General features: G+C 48.7%; 17 protein-coding genes. 14 read left to right on the top strand and 3 right to left on the bottom strand.

Annotated features, from left to right (window positions below):
• The gene (locus BUA40_RS06890; protein WP_143149720.1) at window positions 1-453 is read right to left on the bottom strand and encodes a hypothetical protein; all 453 of its coding nucleotides are present in this window, start codon (window positions 451-453) and stop codon (window positions 1-3) included.
• Between the two features lie 73 nt (window positions 454-526).
• On the opposite strand from BUA40_RS06890, the gene dxr reads away from it, so the two are divergent.
• The 10 genes from dxr (at window position 527) to BUA40_RS06840 (ending at window position 15,250) form a co-directional block, all read left to right on the top strand.
• Entirely contained in the window at window positions 527-1,675 is a 1,149-nt protein-coding gene (dxr, locus tag BUA40_RS06885; RefSeq protein WP_072799903.1) for a 1-deoxy-D-xylulose-5-phosphate reductoisomerase, read from the top strand.
• A 104-nt stretch (window positions 1,676-1,779) separates the two neighbouring features.
• On the top strand, window positions 1,780-3,033 hold the full coding sequence (locus BUA40_RS06880) for an alpha/beta hydrolase (RefSeq protein ID WP_255369237.1): 1,254 nt from the start codon (window positions 1,780-1,782) through the stop codon (window positions 3,031-3,033).
• Window positions 3,034-3,133: 100 nt separating this feature from the next.
• Window positions 3,134-4,969, top strand: a complete 1,836-nt coding sequence (locus BUA40_RS06875) for a glycoside hydrolase family 9 protein (protein WP_072799902.1) — start codon at window positions 3,134-3,136, stop codon at window positions 4,967-4,969.
• 134 nt (window positions 4,970-5,103) lie between these two features.
• A complete protein-coding gene (locus BUA40_RS06870) occupies window positions 5,104-8,064 on the top strand; it encodes a glycoside hydrolase family 44 protein (protein WP_072799901.1) in 2,961 nt (986 codons plus the stop codon).
• Between the two features lie 37 nt (window positions 8,065-8,101).
• Window positions 8,102-10,864, top strand: a complete 2,763-nt coding sequence (locus BUA40_RS06865) for an ABC transporter substrate-binding protein (protein ID WP_143149719.1) — start codon at window positions 8,102-8,104, stop codon at window positions 10,862-10,864.
• Window positions 10,865-10,943: 79 nt separating this feature from the next.
• The gene (gene rseP, locus BUA40_RS06860; protein WP_072799932.1) at window positions 10,944-12,323 is read left to right on the top strand and encodes an RIP metalloprotease RseP; all 1,380 of its coding nucleotides are present in this window, start codon (window positions 10,944-10,946) and stop codon (window positions 12,321-12,323) included.
• A 128-nt stretch (window positions 12,324-12,451) separates the two neighbouring features.
• On the top strand, window positions 12,452-13,654 hold the full coding sequence (locus BUA40_RS06855; protein ID WP_072799900.1) for a flavodoxin family protein: 1,203 nt from the start codon (window positions 12,452-12,454) through the stop codon (window positions 13,652-13,654).
• A 17-nt stretch (window positions 13,655-13,671) separates the two neighbouring features.
• Window positions 13,672-14,037, top strand: coding sequence for an ACT domain-containing protein (locus tag BUA40_RS06850; protein WP_072799931.1), 366 nt, complete (start codon window positions 13,672-13,674; stop codon window positions 14,035-14,037).
• A 29-nt stretch (window positions 14,038-14,066) separates the two neighbouring features.
• Complete coding sequence (locus BUA40_RS06845; RefSeq protein ID WP_072799899.1) at window positions 14,067-14,591, top strand: flavodoxin domain-containing protein; 525 nt, start codon at window positions 14,067-14,069, stop codon at window positions 14,589-14,591.
• 71 nt (window positions 14,592-14,662) lie between these two features.
• Window positions 14,663-15,250, top strand: coding sequence for a zinc ribbon domain-containing protein (locus BUA40_RS06840; RefSeq protein WP_072799898.1), 588 nt, complete (start codon window positions 14,663-14,665; stop codon window positions 15,248-15,250).
• A 15-nt stretch (window positions 15,251-15,265) separates the two neighbouring features.
• Here BUA40_RS06840 and BUA40_RS06835 read toward each other — a convergent pair whose 3' ends face one another.
• Window positions 15,266-15,511, bottom strand: coding sequence for a TIGR03905 family TSCPD domain-containing protein (locus BUA40_RS06835; protein WP_072799897.1), 246 nt, complete (start codon window positions 15,509-15,511; stop codon window positions 15,266-15,268).
• Between the two features lie 236 nt (window positions 15,512-15,747).
• Between BUA40_RS06835 and BUA40_RS06830 the strand changes: the two genes are divergently transcribed.
• Window positions 15,748-16,704, top strand: a complete 957-nt coding sequence (locus tag BUA40_RS06830; protein WP_218588185.1) for a Fic family protein — start codon at window positions 15,748-15,750, stop codon at window positions 16,702-16,704.
• 824 nt (window positions 16,705-17,528) lie between these two features.
• Here the strand turns inward: BUA40_RS06830 and BUA40_RS06820 are convergent.
• Window positions 17,529-18,665, bottom strand: a complete 1,137-nt coding sequence (locus BUA40_RS06820; RefSeq protein ID WP_072799894.1) for a DUF3800 domain-containing protein — start codon at window positions 18,663-18,665, stop codon at window positions 17,529-17,531.
• Between the two features lie 169 nt (window positions 18,666-18,834).
• Between BUA40_RS06820 and purD the strand changes: the two genes are divergently transcribed.
• The 3 genes from purD to BUA40_RS06805 are packed head-to-tail and all read left to right on the top strand — an operon-like array spanning window position 18,835 to window position 21,426.
• Entirely contained in the window at window positions 18,835-20,121 is a 1,287-nt protein-coding gene (gene purD / locus BUA40_RS06815; protein WP_072799893.1) for a phosphoribosylamine--glycine ligase, read from the top strand.
• A 30-nt stretch (window positions 20,122-20,151) separates the two neighbouring features.
• Window positions 20,152-20,631, top strand: coding sequence for a 5-(carboxyamino)imidazole ribonucleotide mutase (gene purE, locus BUA40_RS06810; RefSeq protein WP_072799891.1), 480 nt, complete (start codon window positions 20,152-20,154; stop codon window positions 20,629-20,631).
• Window positions 20,632-20,637: 6 nt separating this feature from the next.
• Complete coding sequence (locus BUA40_RS06805; RefSeq protein ID WP_255369235.1) at window positions 20,638-21,426, top strand: DUF3108 domain-containing protein; 789 nt, start codon at window positions 20,638-20,640, stop codon at window positions 21,424-21,426.
• The last annotated feature ends 75 nt before the right edge of the window (window positions 21,427-21,501 follow it).

Here is a 21,501-nt window from a genome sequence, read left to right as displayed (position 1 = left end):
TTATTCCCCCAAATCAAACGCCAGAATCGCGACGAGTTCGTGCTCGCCGCCTTCATCGCTCGCAGGCCCCTTTTCAAAAAGGGTCCATGCGTCCGGCATCCATCCGTATGCCGCCATCGTCAGTTCCTTGCCGATGGCGATTTCGGCGGCTTCCACTTCTTCCCAGCGTACGGGACCCGTAGGAGCCTTATAGTAGCGTAGCATTCCGAGTGCTTCCATCGATTCAGGGTAATTGTCCACCAGCTGGTAAACGCAGTCCTTGTAGCTTTCGCCCTTCAGGCGAATGACGCGGTAAAGGCGCTTGTGGCCGAGGAACTTAGAAAGATCGCCGTGGTGAACGTCAATCTTGGAACCTTGCCCGAAAAACGTCATGAGCTCGCGGAAAATTTCCGAATCCTCTTCCATGAATGGGGAGAGCTTTTTAATCAGGGCGTTAACTTCGTTTGCGAGCATGTTTAAATAATAGATATTTGCGCCGCCCCTACTGAATTTTTTATTTTTATCTCTATAAAAAAGAGGCTTCAAAATGAAAAACGTAGTTCTTCTCGGTGCGACCGGTTCTATCGGTACTTCTAGCGTCGATGTCATTCACCAGCATTCCGACATCTTCAATCTTTATGCCGTTGCGGCTAACAGCAGCGTGGCGAAGGTTGCCGAAATCGTGCGCAAGTACAAGGTCGAACGCGTGTGCATGTTCAACGAAGCAGCCGCCAAGGAACTCGAAAAGGAACTCGGCATGAAGGTGCTCGCCGGCATGGAAGGCCTTTGCGAACTCGCTGCTGACCCGAAGGCCGACATCATCATCAACTCGCTGATGGGTGCTGTGGGTTGCCTCCCGACCATTACCGCTATCGAACACGGCAAGCATGTGGCTCTCGCCAACAAAGAAACCATGGTCATGGCTGGCCCCGTGATCTGGGACAAGCTTGCTGAAAATCCGAAGTCCTTCATTACGCCGATTGACTCCGAACACAGCGCTATCTTCCAGTGCCTCGAAGGCGGCAAGCGTGAATCCGAAGTGGAATTCCTCGAAATCACGGCTTCGGGTGGTCCGTTCCGTGAATGGCCGATTGAAAAGTTTGAAAACATTACCGTGGCCGACGCCTTGAATCATCCGGTTTGGAGCATGGGCAAGAAGATTACCATCGACTCTGCCTCCATGATGAACAAGGGCCTTGAAGTTCTCGAAGCTCACTTCTTGTTCCACATTCCGTACGACCAGATCAAGGTGGTTGTTCACCCGCAGTCCATGGTGCATTCGCTGGTGCAGTTCCGTGACGGTTCCCTGATGGCCCAGCTCGGTGCCCCCGACATGCGCATTCCGATTCAGGTGGCGCTCACGTGGCCCGACCGTCTCAAGCTCGATACCAAGCGTATCGACCTGCCGACGCTCGCGAAACTGACCTTCTTCGAACCGGACTTCAACAAGTTCCGTTGCCTTGCGCTCGCTTTCGAAGCCGGCCGCCGCGGCGGTATCGTGCCTGCCATGATGAATGCTGCAAACGAAGTTCTCGTTGACACCTTCCTCAAAGGCAACCTCAAGTTTACGGATATCCCGCGCCATGTGGAAACCATTATGGCCGGTGCCCCGAACGTGACCGGTCACCTGACGCTTGACCAGGTTCTCGAAGCCGACGCCGAAGCTCGTCGACTGACGCTGGACCTGATTAAGTAAGTTGTAATCTTGTACAACAGAATTTTTAGCCGCCCTGTGATAGGGCGGCTTTTTTGACTTATATTACTTTATGGGCTTTTAGCCTGTTTGGAAAAGGATTGAGTATGAGAAAAATGATAGCAGCATCTTGCCTTGCTGTAGCCGTTTCGGTATTCGCCCAGGGCTTTGGCGGCCAGCAGGGTAATGGCAAAATAGAGTATTCCGAAAAGTTCGCTGATCTGAACTACGCGGGCGACGGAAAAGTCTACCATACATTGGACATCTATTTGCCCAAAGAAACGAAGGATGCTTATCCGGTGGTGATTCACACTTACGGTAGCGCCTGGAGCATGAACAATTCCAAAGGCTCCGCCGATTTAAATACCATTTGCGCGGCACTCCTGAAAGCAGGCTATGCCGTGGTGACGCCGAACCACCGTTCTGCAAGCGATGCCAAGTACCCGGCGCAGTTGCATGACCTTAAGGCCGTGGTGCGTTTTATTCGCGGTAATGCGGCGAAATACAAAATCGATACGTCGTTTATCGCCATGTCCGGGTTCTCCTCGGGCGGTCACCTATCAAGTCTTGTAGCGACGACCTGTGGCTTGGAAGAAGGCAAGTCCGGCTCTGTAACGGTGGACTTGGTGGGCTCCCTGGGGGAGTTCACCAAGTTCAGTAGCTGTATCGATGCGGCGTCGCTTTGGTCTCCTCCGACCGATATTTACACCATGAATCCTATCAATAATTTCATGGGAAGCGGAACCTACGAAGGCGCTTTCATTGGTGCTGAACGCGAAGGAAACAAGGATAAATGGATGGTTGCCAGTTCGCCGTATTATGCGAGCGAAGACGATCCACCTGTCATTTTATTCCATGGAACGAAGGACCAGATTGTGAATCCGGAACAGAGCAAGGAACTTTACGATTCGCTCAAAAAGCATAATGTCGTGACGGAACTTGTTACGGTGGTGGGTGGAACCCATGGCGGCAACGAAATGTATGTCGACGAAAACTTGAACAAAATGATCAGTTTCTTCAATACGGCTCGCGAAGCAAAGGCTGCTGCAGTGATTCTGCCTCCCGACACGACTTGCTGCAAGGATTCTTCCTCCAATGATTCGACGGTTACAGATCCTCCGGCGCGGGTGCTTGCAAGCATGAAGCAATTTGCCCAGGTCGGCCTGATGTGCAACAAACTGGTCGCCTATGGAAGTAAGGACGAGTTCCGTTTTGCCGTTGTCTCTATGAACGGCTCTGTTACCCGCCGAGGTTCTTTCTATGGTTTCCATGACCTGTCTTCGCTCCCCTCCGGAGCTTATGCAGTGGTCGTGACATTGCCGTCTGGAGCGCAGAAAATCCTCAAATTCGTCAAAAAATAACACAATGGGTACACTTGTGTCCAATTTCTGGCGTAAGAGAACTCTCTTACGCCTTTTTTGGGGTATATTTGTAGCTACATAATTCATTAAGGAGTCCGAGATGTTGAAATTTGGCTTGAAACAGTATGCCGCTGTCGTGCTTTCTCTTACGTCGGCGGCTTTTGCTGCCACAGCGTACATTAACCAGATTGGTTACCGCGTAGGTGATGCCAAGGAATTTGCCTTGGTCGATGGAAATGGCAATGTGGAAATTACGGATGCCAGCGGTAAGACCGTGCTTACGGTGACCCCCTCTGCAGCTTCCAATTGGCAGCCCAGTGGCCAGAATGTCCAGTTGGTGGATTTCTCGGAATTGGATGCTCCGGGCACTTATTCTATCAAGGTGGGCGGTCAGGAACTCCGCAAGGATCTCACGATTGCCGCTAACACGTATGAAGAAGTGACTAAGGCTTCTTTGAAGTGGTATTACTATCAGCGTGCCTCTATGGAACTTGAAAGTTCTTATGCAGGCAAGTGGGCTCGCGCCGCAGGCCATGCCAACGGCAATGTGCAGCTTCACAGTTCTACCGGTGAATCGGGTTCCATCAACTCGACGAAGGGTTGGTACGATGCCGGTGACTATGGTCGCTACATTGTGAACTCGGGCATTACCACTTATACGCTTCTTTCGCTGTACGAACATTTCCCGGAATACTTCAAGACGCTCAAGTGGAACATTCCGGCTGACGGAACGCTTCCGGACTTGCTCGCCGAAATTAAGTACAACTTGGATTGGATGCTGACCATGCAGGCTTCTGATGGTGGCGTTTACCACAAGCTGACTTCTCTCGGATTCCCGGGCGATGTCATGCCGGCAGAAGATACCGATCCGATTTATGTAATCGGTAAGGGCTCTGCTGCAACGTTTGACTTTGCTGGCGTGATGGCTGTGGCTGCCCGTGTGTACAAGCCGTTCGATGCAACTTATGCAAGCAAGTGCTTGGAAGCTGCCAAGAAGGCTTATGCTTGGGGTGCCCAGAATCCGAATAAGGCTTACAGCAACCCGAATGGTGTGCAGACGGGTGAATACGGTGACAAGTGGCTCGGCGACGAAAAGGAATTTGCTTCTACGGAACTTTTCGTGTCTACCGGCGATGCCTCTTACAAGCCGAATAATGCTTCTGGAAATATCCCGAGCTGGGCTGATGTCGGTGGCCTTGCTACTTATGGTATGGCTACGCATGCTACGGAATTCGGCAATACCGCTCAGGCAGCCAAGGATAGCTTGCTTAAGGTGGCTGATAATTTTGTGAAGCGTACCCAGTCGGGCTTCGGCGTCGTGATGGCCAAGGATGACTTTGTGTGGGGCTCTAACGCAGTGGCCGGAAACCAGGGCGTTTGGCTGTTGCACGCTTATTATCTGACTGGCGATGCCAAGTATTACCAGGCTGCCGTTAAGGTGCTTGACTATCTGTTGGGTAAGAACCCGCTTGATATGTCTTTCTTGACTGGTTTTGGTACAAAGTCAGCCATGAAGCCGCACCATCGTCCGAGTACTTCTGACAAGGTGAAGGAACCTGTTCCGGGTATGATCGTGGGTGGCCCGCAGCCCGGTGGCGAAGACATTGGTTCTGAAACTTGGGAATGCAAGGACTATAGAACCGGTTTCCCGGCAACCTCTTATGTTGACAACAACTGCAGCTACGCTTCTAACGAAGTGGCTATCAACTGGAATGCTCCGTTTGCATACCTCGCTGGCGCAATCGAAGCTATCAACCACGGTTATGCCCCGAGTTTTGCTGCCGAAGGTGTTGCCCGCGGTACCGATGCAATCAAGCCCGCTGTCGCTCGCAAGGCTCACACTAAGCAGGGCCCGCAGCTCCGCTTTGCTGACCAGAAGCTCTATGTCGAAGTGAATGGCAAGCGCTTCAACTTGAAGGGTCATCAGGTTAAGTAGACTGTAGACGGTAGGCAGTAGACAGATTCCGCGCCGAATTTGAATAGTTTGCCCCTGACTTGTTCAGGGGCATTTCCTTTTTCTTCCTACATCCTACTTCTAACTTCCTACTATATTTACCCTGAGAGGTTTCTATGAAAAATCGTTTTGCCAACCATTTTATTTTTGCCGCCTTGGCGGGGCTTTCTCTGGGTTCCGCCGCCTTTGCCGCCCAGAATGTCATCAAGGTAGATGACTTGCACCCGGGTATTGTTATTAACAAAGACAACATGATGTCTGCGGACTTGGCGATTTGGAATCCGCCTAGCCGTTATTACGACATGACCTCTGCCTTGGTCGATGGCGGTTACACGCTGTTCCGTTTCCCGAATGGCAGCCTTTCGAATGATTACCATTGGAACGGTATCGGGAGCTACGATAGCACTGGCCTTTGGACTGCTGACGAAAATAAATGGGCTCGCGGTTTCTTGGGCGAAACGATTTACCGCGGCACCACCAAGGACAACTACGGCTTTGTGCGCCGCAGTCACCTGGCCGACGGCAACATGGAAACCATGTGGTGGGGCGAAATTCTGGATCCCGATGATCCGCCTTGGGTCGTGATTGAATTCCCCGAAAAGATCAATGTTGATTCCTTGCAGATCGATTGGGGCACTCTGCGTCCGAAATCTTTCGAAATAGCCTACTGGACTGAAGACTATGCTGAATATCCGGGCGTGCACCAGGCGCTCGAAAACAAGCTGAAAACCGAGAAGATCGTTAAGGTGAGTGGGGCGACGACGAAGTACAAGTCCAAGTTCCGCACACGCTATGTGGCAATCCGCTTCAAGGCTAAGGATTTGCCGGCCAAGGGCGTGCAGATTCGCGAAATAAAACTCTTCAGTGGCGAAACCGACTTGCTCGGCGGTAACAACTACAAGTTCTACGCCATGTCGACCCGTAACGGCGATAAGGCTCGCACCGACTGGACCGACATCAAGTGGGACTTCGAAGAATTCATGAAGTACATCAAGACGCTCCCGAATGCAAAGGCCGTGATTTGCGTGAATGCAGGCACGGGTACTGCAAAGGAAGCGGCTGCTTGGGTGCGCTACGCCAACAAGGTCAAGGGCTACAATATCAAGCAGTGGGAAATTGGTAACGAACTCGATGGCGAATGGGAAGAATCCGGTCCGATTTCGGCAAGGCATTACGCTGCCCGCTTCTTGGAATACGCACGCGCCATGAAGGCGGTGGATTCTACCATCATTCTGCACGGACCGCTCTTGAGTACGCATAAGATGATGCAGAAGGGCGCCGGCATTCTTGATGGCAAATACTGGATGGAAGAATTCCTGCGCATCGTGGGCGAGGCCGAAAAGAAAGACGGCAAGCGTTACCTCGACGTAGTCGACTTGCACAATTACCCGTACTGGACGCCTAACGAGCCGAAGCCTGCCGAGATGCTCAAGGCCATGCTCGACGTGGGCCCGAATATGGATACGCTCAATGTGTGGATGAAACGCCATCTCGAAGGTGAACGCGGCGTATTCCTTTCGGAATTCAGCACGTGCGTGCAGGGCTTTAGCTTGCTGATGGATTATCCGCAGGCCGCTGCCGTGGCAAGCATCTTTGCTCAGCATGCCATGCGCTTTGGAAATCGCTTGCAGGTGCTCCCGTGGGATGCTTTCGGTAACTTGTTCAAAGGTCCCGATGACACTTGGGGTACCATCAGTATGACCGCTCTTGCAAAGGAAGGCTCCTGGAATTATTGGAAGTCTCTGGAGCCGACGGCGGAATACTACGGCCTTTATATGACTTTCAAGGATTTCTTGGAAGACGGTTATGCCGTGCTTCCGGTAGAGGCAACTTCGCCGGATGTAGAAGCTTATGCAATTGGCAAGGGCGATTCTGCCCGCGTGATGATTGTGAACTTGTCGGACGCTCCGCAGGTGGTGCAGATTGACCGCGCAAGCGTCAAGGGCAATTCTAAAGAAGTCGGCAAGGGCGACTTGGTGCGTACACAGGTCGAAATCTTTGGCGAAGATCAGTTCAAGTGGGTGGGTACTTCGCAGAAGGCGTTCCCGTACCCGAAAATGGGTCCGAGCGGTCGCCGCATTAACCCGAGCAAGAGCAAGGACATTACGGTGCCGCCGTTTGGTCTCGCTGTCGTGCAGATCAACCCGAAGGTGGTGGGCATGACTGAAGCGACCAAGGCGCAGGCCGCAAAGCCTGTGATTCTCGCTGCGGCGCTTGAAAAGAAGGTTCTCATGGCGGGTGATACCATTGACTTGTTCGTGACGGCAACCCAGCCGAATGGCCAGCTGACAAACGGTTCCGTGAATATCGGCAACTGGGGCAAGCGCGGCTTGTTGATGGAATCGGTGACCCCCGATGACGGCAAGTGGAATGCTTCTGTTGAAAGTTTCCATGTGCAGATTCCGATTCCCGAAGACATGTACCCTGCCGCTCGTACGATTCATGTGGTGGTTCAGGGCCTTGGCGGTAAAGTGTCAGTGCTTGAAATTCCGTTCCGCATTCGTGGCGCCTACCGTACTACGCACGTGATGCAGAATTTTGATAACGGCCTCGATGCTGTCGATTGGTTCCCGGTGGCAAATGGCGACAACGCTACGACCATTGGCGCGAAGGTCTTTAACGGTGCTCCTCCGCATGGTGGCTTTATCCGTCACGACTTTATGATTGAACAGCCGCCTACGCAGGGTTGGCCGAACTTTGCGGGCGCCTACTACGTGATTCCCGAAGAAGTTCACAACTCGGTGGGTATCGTGTTTGACTATGCCACGAACCATAGCAATCCCGATGGCTATTTCGAAGTGCAAATCGCAAGCGAACAGGTCAAGGATTACGATGAATTCATGGTGCGCCTGAAAAATACTCACGGTTCCTGGATGCGTGACACGCTCATTTGGGAAAACATGAAACAGGAAGGCTGGGGCAAGACCATTCCGCAGCTCGACCCGAAGCAAATCAAGAACTTCTCTTGGCGTGCCCGCTACAGCGGTACGGGTTACATCAGCCTCGATAACATTTACCTGTTGCAGGAAGACGGTACCGAAGTCCCGATGCCCCGCGGTCTGAGAAGATTGCGTTAAAAATGTTATGCTTTGAAATTGTAATAAAGGAGAAAATATGTCAAATAAAGTTCGCTGTCCTGATTGCGGCAAAGAAAATGAATTGAGTTTTGGCACCTGCGAGTGCAGTGGATGTCATAAACGCTATGGTTTATGCAAAAAGTGCGGAAAAATATTTGATGCGAGTGGTGGCTTAAGCGCAACCTGTCCTGAATGTCGGGGGGCTGCTGCTGCTGCCGCAAGTGATGGTACATTTGTTGGCTGGCTGGATGCTAAAATAATGAATTCCAATCACAATCTTGAAATGCACCTTCTTAGGCTGTTTGTTGCAATACCAATTCTTAAACCATTAAAGCTCCGTCGTAAGGAGGGGATTGCATGGTGGTTTGGAACATTGTGGCTTACTTTCTATGTTGGGGCGATACTTACGCTAGTTATTTCAGGTGTATTTAAGCCTGAAGGAGAGTATCCTGATGTTTGCAGTGGAGTTATGGGATGGAGCGCTTCGTTCTTCCTTTTCTTGGCTCCTCGTGTTATTTCGTTGATAATAAGATCCTCATCAAACAAGGCTAAAATTGTGACTGCCAGCATTTTTTTGCTGGATATTATTGCAATTGCCATTGCTTATCAATTTAGTTTTGGTGCGTGGGTTGATGGTATCTTCAAACCAACATACTATGATTACAGAAGTTTAAGTGAAAATGAATGGAATGAAGTGCGGTCTGTAAGTAAGAGTGTGAATAATCAATTGGAAAAATGGAGAGAAGATAAGAACTTGACGACATCAGATCAAGGTTCTTCAAAAAATTGGGAAGAACAATATATATCATATGTATCTTATGTGGGCGAAACAGAGTATGATGCTGAAAAAAAATTATATAAATTGTCAAAAGAAATTTCTGTAACGCTTCGTAAAGAATTTGCTGGATGCCCTGCGGGTGCCAAATATGTAGAGAATATTACATATGCTTCAAAAAAGAACAAAGCTTTTGATCAGGTTGTTAATTCAAAACAGCATATTGAAATTCAAGGGGTTAAATCGAAAAATAAAAAGCTTGTAATGGTTGGCGACTGTTGGCAGCTTTTAGAAGTTGGGGCTGAATATGCTGAAATACTGTCTTCAACACCGAGACAAGAGACTCTTTATCTTTTGGATCAGCAATGGAGTACTCCGTCTTCATTCAATCCTCTTGCTGAAAGTTGGATGGTTTCGTGGCCTGTTGCTGGGCGAAACAATTTAATGTACGAACCTCTTCTTGTGTACAATTCATTAAATGATTCGGTTGAATCTCTTTTAGGTTCTCTAGTTAAAGATTTGTCCAACAACGATAGTATCGTTGTTGCGTTAAATCCTGCTGCTAAATGGAGTGATGGTAGATTGTTGTCTTCAGAGGATGTGCTGTTTTCGTACTTAGATTGTGGTAGGGATGTTTCTAACATCATTTCTCAAATTAATGTTTTAAATGAATCGAATGGACGTACGTACATATCATTTGTTGTTGCAAAAGAAAAATTTAATAATCCGCTTAAAGTTTATGAATTGTTGCAATATGTGCATATTGTTCCTGCTCATATATTTAAGCCCCTTATTGCAAAAAAAGGCTTGAAAGAAGCAAAAAAACTTGTAATGAGTGAAAATCCTGTTGTGTCGGGTCCGTATAATCTTAAAGAGTTTGCTGATGATAAAATCGTATTGAAACGTCGAGATGATTATTGGGGAAATGTCGCTATTCATAATGGAAAATTACCTGCTCCCCAATATATAGTTCATCCAATATTCAATGGCAATGGCCAAGGCATCTTTGCTATGCGAGAAGGTAATTTAGATATATCTTCATTGTATATACCACATGTTTGGAATAAGGAACGTCAAGGAATTCATGCGTGGTTGAAAAAAGAACCTTATTACACTCCGCTAACAATGCCAATGTTGATAATTAATACTCAGAAGTATCCTTTGAGCGATAGACGTTTTCGTAGAGCCCTTGCTGCTGCGATCGATTATGCTGGATTGGGCATGTTGTCAATGTCCAATTATACATCGAGTATTCGTCCTGGTCTTATTATTCCTGATGGCGTTGAAAAAAAATATTATGAAGAAAGTGATGAAAAATATGGCGTAATGCTAGATAACGCCAATCGAATTAAGCGAAAAAAAATGGTAAAGAGAATGTTTACTGAAGCTGGGTATAGTTCTGAGTTTTCTAGAGATGGAGAACTCGTTGGAATGTACAATTCTAATGGGGAAAAAATGCCGACACTTTACATCACTTGTCCTTATGGATGGTCTGATTGGGAAAGCATGGTGTCCATAGCTGTTGAAAATATGCGTGAGGCGGGAATAGATGTTCAAGAAAATTTTGTAGATGGAGGTTCTTATTGGCCTGCAATGGGACTTGGAAACTTTGATCTTATAATGCATAAACCGGCTGGAGATGCATCTCCAGCAATGCTGTGGAATCGCTTTAATGAAGTGATGTCTAGCCAAAATTGGAAACCTGTCGGAGAGTGGGCGGGAGTCAATGTGGGACGTTACAATCAACCGGATACATTGAACTTCCGTCCTGAAATTGATCGGCTTTTGTCAGAAATACCTTTGATGACTGATCTTAAGGAAAAAACTAGAGCTTATGGAGAACTGAACAGAATTTTTATGGAAGATCAGCCCGCAATACCTTTGGCATATGTGCCAGAAAACTATTATGACTATAGTGACAAGGTGTGGACGAATTGGCCTAATGCCCAAAGTCCATATGCGCCACCGCAGTTGCCTGGCTATGGAGCTGGAACGAACATTCTGTGGAATATTTCTCTTAAATGATGTTTTTAGTTGTTGTGTAAATCGTCTGTGAAATTATTAAGGCGGTCGATTGACCGCCTTTTTACTATCTTTCTCTACGATGGAATCGATTTTTAGCAATGTCTTGATGTTTGTGCTCGGCCTGTTGGGCTTGAGCTTCTTGGTGACCATTCACGAACTCGGCCACTTCTTGGTGGCAAAATGGAATAACGTCAAGGTTAATACATTCAGCATCGGTTTCGGCAAGAAATTGATTCGCTACCGTCACGGCGAAACGGAATACTGCATCTCGGCAATTCCGTTTGGCGGGTACGTTGCCATGGCGGGGGAGAACCCCGACAAGTTGAAAGAAGGTGAAGCCCCCGGTGAACGAGATTTCATGGGCAAGTCGGTGGGCGCTCGCGCTGCCATTGCGTTTGCGGGCCCGTTCATCAATATCGTATTTGCCTTTATTCTGTTGATGATTCTTTATATGGTGGGCGTCGAAGAACCGGCGACGAACGATTTGATCGTGGGGTTTGTCGCGAAAGATTCTCCGGCCGTAACCGCTGGCATTCAGCCGGGCGACACCATCACCGAAATTAACGGCAAACCCACTCAGGGCTGGGATGATTTCCGTGAACAAATCGGCGTGAGTCTCGGCGCAAGCGTCCCGCTTACAGTACACCGCGGCGGCGAACCGCTCTCGATTACGGTCGTGCCCGAAGAACTTGTTATTCCGGCACAAGATTCTACCGGCTCCGAAATTGCAATGGGTATCGGAGATATCGGAATTTACCCGCGCAATCGCGTGATTGTGCGCTTGCCGCCTGTGGCCGGTTCTGCAGCCGAAAAGGCAGGCCTTGCCGTGGGCGATACCATCTTTGAAATTAACGGCGAACATATTTCCCGCTACGAAGAAGTCGTGCGCATTATCGACGGCAGCAAGGGAGAACCCGTGAACATCACCGTTATCCGTAACGGCGATACGCTTACCAATTCGCTCACGCCGGTTTATAACGAAGATTACAAACGTTACATGGTCGGCATCCAAATGGGCTACGTGCTCTTCCGCGAAACCAAGATTGTGCGCCGCGGCCCTGTCGAAGCCTTCACGAAAACTTGTGCGACCAGTTGGAAAATGACCACGAGCATCTTCCGCTATTTCAAGCGCATGTTCCAAGGCCATGTCAAGGTCGATGCCTTCTCGGGTCCGGTCTCGATTGTCGCCGTCATGGGCAACGTGTGGATGAGCGGCTTCCAGGACTTTTTGATGTTGCTCGCCCTCATCAGCATTAACTTGGGCGTTATGAACTTGCTCCCACTCGCGATTACCGACGGTGGCTTGCTGATGTTCCTCGGCATTGAAAAGCTGCGCGGCAAACCGCTTTCAACTAAGACGCAGACTGTTATTCAGAACGTTGCCGCAGCTTTCTTCATCAGCTTCTTCGTGTTCATCACGATTCTTGATTTTACCAAGCTCTCGCTGTTCTTGAAGTGACACAAACGTGTCATCCTGAGCACGCGAAGCGTGTCGAAGGATCCGACGCCGCTGTCGGGTTATTAAATTGGGGGAGGGTGACACTTTTCGAGATTTGGGGTGTTATATGGGGAAAAGGAGTGTGAAAAGTGACTTTAGTGTTGAATACGCTGGAATCGGGCGATTGCTCGGAGCAAATTAAAGCGCTGCTCGCAGGCAAAGACGAAAATATTGAAATCGTCAACACTGCAGACATGAAAATCGCGCATTGCATGGGCTGCAATATGTGCTGGCTCAAGACTCCGGGTGTTTGCGCTATCAGGGACGACTACGAAATCATTCTCAAAAAATTGGTCGCTGCCGAAAACTTCTGGATAGTGACGGATACGAAATTTGGATTTGCCGACTATCGTGGCAAACGAGTCTTGGACCGTGTTGTGCCCATGCTGAACATGTACATCGAATTCCGCGACGGTTGGGAACGTCATCAACTGCGTTACCATCCTCTGAATTTCGGTGTCATTTACAAAGGCGATGGTAATCAGGAATTACTCGAAGAATGGAGCATGCGGGTCGCGAGAAATTTGGCAGGGCATTCGCTCGGCGTCTTCGCGCTAGACAAGAATGAGGTTCGCGAAAGCGCCACTTCGGAAACTGCCACAGTTCCGATTGAAGACGCTGTGCCCGTGAAGCGCGTCCTGATTCTCAATGGCAGCCCGCGAGTCAAAAAGAACAGTAACACGAATAAGATTATTGAAGCCTTTGGCGAAGGGCTGCGACAGGCGGGAACTTGCTACGATGTTTACTCCTTGTCAAACCGTTCTGAATGGGACGCTGCCCGCGAAGCGTTTATGACAAGCGACAATATCATTATTGCCATGCCGCTCTTTGTAGAATGTTTGCCGAGCCTGTTGCTTGAATTCTTGAATACGTTTCCTACAGAACGAAAACAGCCCGCACAACTCTCGTTCATCCTTCATGGTGGATTTGACGAAGGTCATCAGCTGCGCCTCGGTGAAAAGTTTTTGCAATCACTCCCGGCCCAGTTAGGATGCTCTTGCGGCGGCGTTCTCGTGAAAGGCGGTAGCTTCTTGCTTCGCAACCGCGAAAACAGCTACATCAAAAAGATGACCAACAAGATGCTCGCCTCTTACACGACCATGGGGCTGTCTTTTGCTCAAAACGGCAATTTTATGACGCCCGAAGCACAGAAATTTACGGGCCCCGAGAAGAATCCCTGGATTGGTCTGCTACTATTCAATCTCATTTTCAAGCGCATCGTCAAAAAGAACTTTGAGCGAATCGCACAGGAATGGGGCTGCACAGAACCGCTGGACAGCAAGCCGTATTAAAACAAAGGATCAACTTTATGAAACTAAAGAAATTGGAACACAAACTAACAGTCTGTAAAGTAGCGGACGTTAGTGATGTCGATACGGGTAAGGATTTCTATTTCATTGGCAAGACCGACGAAGAAATATCCCTCGTATGCAAAACAGATGATGTGCCCCAAAATACTATTGAACGAGATGATGGATGGCGAGGATTCCGTATTCAGGGTGTACTTGATTTTTCTCTTATAGGTATCTTTTCGAAACTCTCGGCTATTCTTGCAGAAAATGGCGTTGGAATTTTTGCGATATCCACTTTCAATACGGATTATATCCTTGTGAAAGCCGAAAATTTCGAGAAAGCGCTGGAAGTGTTGTCTGATGCGGGGTATGACGTGGTGTGATAAAGCCTCAAAGAAAGGATTATAATCGGATGAACTCTATTATCATCTACGGAAGCCGCTACGGCTCGACAAAACGCTACGCCGAACGCCTCGCCGAAATCACGGGGCTCAAGGCAGTTTTCTTTAAAGACGTGAAAAGCGTTGCCGGCTATGACCGCGTCGTCTATCTGGGCGCTCTTTGCGCAGGCGGTATCATGGGCCTCAAGAAAACGGTTTGCTGCCTCTCCGCAAGTCAGGAATTGTTTGTCGCGACTGTCGGTCTCGCCGACCCGACCGATGCCGAAAACGTCAACCACATCAGGGGTTGCCTCAAAAAGCAGGTTCCTGCATCGCATTACGACGAAAGTAAAATTTTCCACCTTCGCGGCGCCATCGATTACACCAGACTCAGCCTGAAACACAGAATCATGATGAAACTTTTGTATTCGAAGGTCACGAAAATCCCCGAAGCGGAGCGCAACGCCGAAGTCCGCGCCCTCATCGCCACCTACGGCAAGCAAGTGGACTTCGTGAATCTCGACACCCTAGAACCGATTGCTCAAATTTTGAAATAATTTGAATAAGTTCCTTGACAAGAATTCTAAAATAGTGTACATTTGTGCATAGAGCTAAAAAAGGAGAACCTATGGAAATGAAATTTTGTCAGAGCTGCGGAATGCCGCTCACACCGGAAATCTTGGGCACTAACGCCGACGGCAGCAAGAACGAAGAATACTGCATCTACTGCTACAAAGACGGTGCATTCACCGGCGACTTCAACATGGAACAGATGGTCGAATTCTGCTCGCAGTTCGTCGATGAATTCAACAAGAACACCGGCAAGAGCCTCACCCGCGAAGAATACAAGGCGGAGCTTCGCAAGTACTTCCCGACGCTCAAGCGCTGGCGCCTCCCGGCAGATCAACTGCCGCATGCCACATCGCCCATGAAGCAGAAGTTCATTGAAGAAGTCAACGCGCTGAACATCAAGGACATGCCGACCATCGACAACCTATTTGTGCTGCAGGGCTCGTTCATCAACCAGGAATACAAAATCAACGGCAACAGCGTCAAGCTCTTGGACGATAACGCAAGCTACTGGGGCAACCAAGTCGAAAAGAACGGTGCCGAAGGCCGTTGCTACGGAATCGCCTGCGATGAACACTACATTCTCGTGAGCGAATACGGCAAGAACGGCTCCGATGCCGAACTCGTCGTATTCAAGAAACGATAACGGATAAGAATTGTATTAAGCTTCTTTCCCGAGTACGGCGCGGGCCAACTGGTCGGCGCACGAAGTCGGCTTCCCGCCGCAGGTGTTGCCCAAGAGCTTCGCCGCGATATCTTCGGCGCTCATGCCTTCGCAAAGTTTGGCAATCGCTTTCAGATTGCCGTTGCATCCGCCCGTAAAGCGGATGTTTCTGATTTTGTCACCGTCGCGCGTAAACTGGATTGTTGTCGCGCAAACGCCTCTGGTCTTGAAAGTCTCTTCCATATGTGTCTCAGGGTTGAATGTCCGCCTTAAATATACAATGATTCCTGAAAAAATGAGATTCTGCATAAGATTTATGAAAAATTATGCAGATTTCATTGCTTTTCTGCATAAAAAGTTGTATATTTTGTGCAGAAAAAGGCCTGAATATGCATAAATTTGATTATTCCTTCCTGAAAAGTGGGTTGTTGCCCGCAAATTTGGTCAATACGACATCCTCTATTGCGTCGTTAAGGACAATGGCGTCGTTTCGCAAGGAATCCCATCAAGAAGTTTTCACGGAACTTGAATCCATTGCCAAGATCCAGTCCGTCAAAAGTTCAAATGCCATCGAGGGCATCATCACCAGCGATGATCGAATTGCGCAAATCGTGAACCAGAATAGCGCTCCGCTCAATCACGACGAAGCCGAAATTGCGGGTTATCGCGATGCGCTTTCGCTTATCCATACCGGTTATAATGATATTCCGTTTTCAGTGCAGAGCATGCTTTCTCTGCATCGGACACTCCTCGCGCAAGTGGCACAAAGTCGCGGAGGCGTGTTCAAGAACGAAGACAATGTGATTCTGGAAATTGACAAGTCGGGAATGCGCAAGATTCGTTTTGCGCCTGTGCGTGCTGCCGAAACGCAAAAGGCGATGGAACAGCTTGAACTCGCTTATATGGATGCGGCGGCTGATGACTCGATAAGCAAACTGTTGCTTATTCCATGCGTGATGCTTGACTTCCTGTGCATTCACCCTTTTAGGGACGGAAACGGCAGAATGTCGCGATTGCTTTCGCTACTTCTTTTGTACAAGAATGGCTACGATGTCGGTAAGTACATTTCTTACGAAGAGCAAATCAACAAGAACAAGTCGTGGTATTACGAATCGTTGCGGGAGTCTTCCGTGAATTGGCATGAAAGTCGCAATGACTATTTTCCGTTCGTTCAGCATTTCTTAAGCATGCTTTATCAGTGCTATCAAGAATTGGACAAACGCTTTGCAACGGTAAATTCAAACAAGATAACAAAGTCTTCTCGCATCGAGGCTACCGTATTGAATAGCCTTCTTCCGATATCGAAATCCGAGATATGCAAGATTCTTCCCGATGTCAGCCCGACTACTGTTGAATATGTTTTGGGAAAGATGCTGAAAAGTGGAGTCGTCACGACTGTCGGCGCCGGGCGTGGCACGAAGTATCTGAAGAAGTAACGACATCTCGTGGATTTTTATGGAGAAGGTAGAAACAGAGATTAATGCGGCTGGCGAGAATGCAGTGACTTCGCAAGGTAGGGAACCCTACAAGCTTGTGGATTTGCTTACCCTATTATGCGAAGTTGTTGGTTGATTTTTGTGACATCTATTTCCATATTGATTAATTCGGGCATTTCCCTATTGATTTTTATGAAAATAAATTGTATATTAATAGTGACTCTTGGTCGGACTGCCATACCAGAATGAGGCTTGAGAACTCTTATGATGTGTTTGGGCGATCAAGGATAAATTTTTCTCGGCTAAAACCATGCAAGATCAAATAGTATTTCAACGGAGCTAGGATTGTATGAATAAAAGAATCACCTTGATTACGCTTGCTGTTTTACTACTAAGTTGCAATTCTTTTGCCGATATGCGGTGTAGGACGGTTGGCCAAAATACCTATTGCGATGACGGCAATGGAAATTCCGCAACATATCGCCAAGTTGGAAATAATACCTATTACGAGGATAGTCGTGGTAATAGGGGTTCTTATAGAACGGTTGGTAACAACACCTATTATGAAGACAACAATAACAGCCGTAATAATGCCACGTATCGAAATGTTGGAAATAATACCTATTACAACGATAATAGAGGAAATCGTGGAACAATAAGAAGCGTAGGCAATAACACTTATTATGACGATGACAACAATAGAAATCGTTCGTCTCGTTGTCGAACTGTTGGGAACAATTATTACTGCGATTAAATTTGAGCCACCCTTTCGGGTGGTTTTCTTATAAAGAAAAGACGTTTTTGCAATGAGGGAAGGTTTTAATCTATTTTATTACAAGTTCCCATTTTTGTGCATGGTCTTCCATGACTGAAACTGCATTGGCGCTGTGGGTTAGGAAAGGACTTTTCTTTTGTGACCGCATGATGACGTCAAAAAGCTTTCTGTAGTTTTCCTTTGATTTTGCGTCCATTACTTTTGAGTATATTTCTATTTCGTTTAGTGACTTAGAATCAAAAAAGAAAAGGATTTTTGACAGCGTAGAAACGAAACAATCGGAAACTTGTATCAGTGGCTCGTTTTTTGAGTCAAGAAACTGGTAGTTCTCAAAAGGGAACAATTTCATTTGGGAAATGATTGTTTTTTCCTCGTCGAAATTGTGGTAAGAGTAAAGAAATGTGTAGCAATGCCTTTGATAGAATGGAAGGTAAGAGTCTTGCAATTCATATTTCTCGTTATTCGTAATTAAAGTATTCTCTTGTTGTGCAGGATGTCTTGCGTTATCTCTAACCATAGACCTTAATATGGTAAACCAGGAGTCATTTGCAAGAATGCTATCATTTTGAGCAAAGTCGTCAAGAAGATAGGTTAAGTTCTTCCAAAACAGTTCCGTTTTAGAAATGTCTGGAAAATCATAATTTGACAAAAATTCAGCAAATTCATCAAGATGTTGTTTCGCTGCCCTGTATAGAGCATCTTTTAGTAGTAAATGATATTCGTACATCGCTTTTAAATTCAAAGAATCAACTATATCAACTAAAGCGAAGTATAGGTTGTTTTCGACGGAATAATGAATACATGCTTTTGAGTTGTATATCCAGCTGATTAGCTTTGATACTCTATCATGCTTAATAAAGTTTTCAAAGGCCCAATCAGCAGGGCACAACATGTTTGATTTTAGTTCTGAAAAATTGGTTCCAAGATGCAAGGAATTGATGAATGATTGCGGGTTGCAACTCTGGGCGTCTTCTTTTGAGTCAAATGCTAGGCCTCCCAAAATGAAGTAATGGGACAGAGCATTTGTATTGTTAAATGAACCTCCTTTCGCTAATCGAAATTTTCTGCAATTACCTGTTTCATCAAAGAAAAACTCCCATTTTTCGTTACAAAGACTTACGCTTTGTAATTGCGCTTCGAGTTCACGTATTTTTATAAATTCGGCAAGACTATTTACTTGTTGCATTTTACTTTAAGTTTCCCCTTGGCTCATAAAGAACTCTTATGAGATTTACTTTCTGAATATATCTTTTTTATGCTGTTTAGCGAGTGAATTGGTTGAGAAAAGAACAAATCCGCGCCGCCAAAGGCTTAAATTTTCTACATTATTCCCCGAAACAGATAAGGACTCGCTTATGAATATTCTCGTCGTTGGTAGCGGTGGTCGCGAACATGCCATCGCTCTTGCAGTCAAGAAGTCGCCGCTGTGCGACACTCTCGTGTGCGCTCCGGGCAACCCGGGCATGGCTAACCTCGGCAAGTGCGTGCCGGTGGATGTGGCCGACCCGAAGGCAATCGCCGACCTCGCCGTTGCCGAAAAGATCGACCTCGCGATTATCGGCCCTGAAATCCCGCTCGTCGCTGGCGTGGTGGATGAATTCCGCCGTCGCGGGCTCCGCGCTTTCGGCCCGACTGCGGCTGCTGCCGCGCTCGAAGGCTCCAAGGCCTTCAGTAAGGATATCATGAAGAAGTACAACGTGCCGACGGCAGCCTTCGAGACCTTCACCGATCTCGCCTCCGCGAAGAAGTTCCTTGCCGAACACCCGGCTCCAATCGTGGTGAAGGCGTCGGGCCTCGCAGCGGGCAAGGGCGCCATCGTCTGCATGACTGACAAGGAAGCGAACGACGCTGTTGAAGAAATGCTCGGCGACAAGGCCGTCTTCGGCGAATCCGGCAAGACGGTGGTGATCGAAGAATTCATGGATGGCGAAGAAGCCTCCATCTTCGTGGTTTGCGACGGCAAGGACTACGTGATTCTCTCCTCTGCCCAGGACCACAAGCGCGTCTTTGACGACGACAAGGGCCCGAACACCGGCGGAATGGGCGCCTACAGCCCGGCTCCGGTCGTCACCGATGCTCTCCTCGACGAAGTCAAGGCAAAGATTATCGAACCGACCCTCAAGGGTATGGCTGCCGAAGGCAAGCCCTACACGGGCGTGCTTTACGTGGGCATCATGGTCACGAGCAAGGGCCCGAAGGTCGTGGAATACAACTGCCGCCTCGGCGACCCCGAATGCCAGATTGTGCTCCCGCTCTACGATGGTGACGTGCTCGCCTTGTTCGACGCTGCCGAAAAGGGCGAACTCGCGAAACTCGGTGCCCCGAAGGCTCCGAAGGGCAGCTCCGCAATTGTCGTGCTTGCAAGCGCGGGCTATCCGGGCTCCTACGAAAAGGGCAAGGTTGTCACGGGTATCGAAGAAGCCGAAAAGAACGGCGCCCAGGTGCTCCATGCCGGTACCAAGATGGTGGACGGCAAGTTGGTGACTAACGGCGGTCGCGTGTTCGGCGTGGTCGGTCACGGTGCAACGCTCCAGGAAGCCTTGGACATCGCTTACGCCGCTTGCGAAAAGGTTCAGTTTGAAGGCAAGTTCTACCGCAAGGACATCGGCAAGAAGGGCCTTGCAAGACTCGCGAACAAGTAGGCAGTAGAAAGTAGACAGTAGGAAGTAAATATGCAGATTAATGAAGTTCCGAATGCAAAGGTCGGTATCGTTGCGGGTAGCAAGTCCGACCAGGAAACTGTAGACAAGATCACCGCCGTGCTCGACAGCTTCGGCATCGTGTGGGAATACAACATCCTCTCTGCACACCGCACCCCGAATGCGACCGCGAAGTATGCTCGCGAAGCCGCCGGGCGAGGCCTCCAGGTCCTCATCGGTGTTGCAGGCCTCGCTGCAGCCCTTCCGGGCGTGCTCGCAGGGCACACCATCCTTCCCGTTATCGGTCTGCCCTGCGCCGGCGGCCCGCTCAACGGCGTCGATGCTCTGCACTCTATCGTGCAGATGCCCCCGGGAATCCCGGTGGCCACGGTCGGCATCGGCAACGGCAAGAATGCCGGTTTCCTCGCCGTCCACATCGTCGCCCTTTCTGATGCAAGCGTCCGCGAAAAGCTCGTCGCTTACCGCAAGGGCCTCGGAGACATCGAAGGCTAATTGAGAGTGGTTAGGAATAGTACAAAGTTCAGCTTCAAGATCGCCGCACTTGTGGCGGTCTTTGTTGCTGTATGTTTCGCGAGCGAACCGAACTTGCCCGAAGTGGATGCCCCATGGATGAAAGGCGAAAAGCTGACTTTCAGCCTCGGTTGGGGTTTCATTACGGCAGGTTCTGCAACGCTTGAAGTTCGCCCGACTTTAGATGGCAAGACTGAGTTCTTGACGTATGCGACGGGCAACAAGACAATCAATAAAATCTATCCGGTTAACGATACGGTCTACACTCGCGTGCGCAACAAGGGGCTCATGACCGAAGTGTTCCGCAAGCGCTTGCATGAGGGCACGTTCCACAATACCTCGGTGATCCGCTTTGACCGCAAGGGCGAAAAGGCCTGGCTTTCGGACACGGTATTCACTGACATGAAGACTCGCAAGGTCAAGCGTTCTGCCGATACGGCTGTCACAATCCAGGGCGCAGAACACAGCATCATGTCGGCGTTCTACCTGGTGCGTACACTCCCGCTCAAGGTGGGCGAGACCTCCCGTTTTTCGGCGGTGAGCGGCAAAAAGCGTTACGAACTTAAGGTCATTGTGCATGGTCGCGAAACGGTCAAAAGCGTCCTTGGCGAAGTCCCCTGTATCAAGGTGGAACCCGTGCTGGATGGTGACGGAATTTTCGTGTCCAAGGGCCGCATTTTCATCTGGTTGACCGATGACGAACGCCGCATTCCGGTCCTTATGGAATGTGAAATCGCGCTGGGTTCTATCAAGGCGAAATTGCTTGAGGCCAAATAATGGGGCGTTTTGGCAATTTTGTGCAAAAATACCCTTTGAAAAGCGTGTTTTTTGCTTTTTTTACATTAAGTTGCG

The sequence above is a fragment of the Fibrobacter sp. UWT2 genome (assembly GCF_900142545.1).
Classification (GTDB): domain Bacteria; phylum Fibrobacterota; class Fibrobacteria; order Fibrobacterales; family Fibrobacteraceae; genus Fibrobacter.
This window is presented reverse-complemented; position numbering and strand designations above follow the sequence as displayed.

Coding starts and splice junctions, on each gene's coding strand:
- BUA40_RS06890 (WP_143149720.1), bottom strand. CDS start 453: ATGCTCGCAAACGAAGTTAACGCCCTGATTAAAAAGCTCTCCCCATTC.
- dxr (WP_072799903.1), top strand. CDS start 527: ATGAAAAACGTAGTTCTTCTCGGTGCGACCGGTTCTATCGGTACTTCT.
- BUA40_RS06880 (WP_255369237.1), top strand. CDS start 1,780: ATGAGAAAAATGATAGCAGCATCTTGCCTTGCTGTAGCCGTTTCGGTA.
- BUA40_RS06875 (WP_072799902.1), top strand. CDS start 3,134: ATGTTGAAATTTGGCTTGAAACAGTATGCCGCTGTCGTGCTTTCTCTT.
- BUA40_RS06870 (WP_072799901.1), top strand. CDS start 5,104: ATGAAAAATCGTTTTGCCAACCATTTTATTTTTGCCGCCTTGGCGGGG.
- BUA40_RS06865 (WP_143149719.1), top strand. CDS start 8,102: ATGTCAAATAAAGTTCGCTGTCCTGATTGCGGCAAAGAAAATGAATTG.
- rseP (WP_072799932.1), top strand. CDS start 10,944: ATGGAATCGATTTTTAGCAATGTCTTGATGTTTGTGCTCGGCCTGTTG.
- BUA40_RS06850 (WP_072799931.1), top strand. CDS start 13,672: ATGAAACTAAAGAAATTGGAACACAAACTAACAGTCTGTAAAGTAGCG.
- BUA40_RS06845 (WP_072799899.1), top strand. CDS start 14,067: ATGAACTCTATTATCATCTACGGAAGCCGCTACGGCTCGACAAAACGC.
- BUA40_RS06840 (WP_072799898.1), top strand. CDS start 14,663: ATGGAAATGAAATTTTGTCAGAGCTGCGGAATGCCGCTCACACCGGAA.
- BUA40_RS06835 (WP_072799897.1), bottom strand. CDS start 15,511: ATGGAAGAGACTTTCAAGACCAGAGGCGTTTGCGCGACAACAATCCAG.
- BUA40_RS06830 (WP_218588185.1), top strand. CDS start 15,748: ATGGCGTCGTTTCGCAAGGAATCCCATCAAGAAGTTTTCACGGAACTT.
- BUA40_RS06820 (WP_072799894.1), bottom strand. CDS start 18,665: ATGCAACAAGTAAATAGTCTTGCCGAATTTATAAAAATACGTGAACTC.
- purD (WP_072799893.1), top strand. CDS start 18,835: ATGAATATTCTCGTCGTTGGTAGCGGTGGTCGCGAACATGCCATCGCT.
- purE (WP_072799891.1), top strand. CDS start 20,152: ATGCAGATTAATGAAGTTCCGAATGCAAAGGTCGGTATCGTTGCGGGT.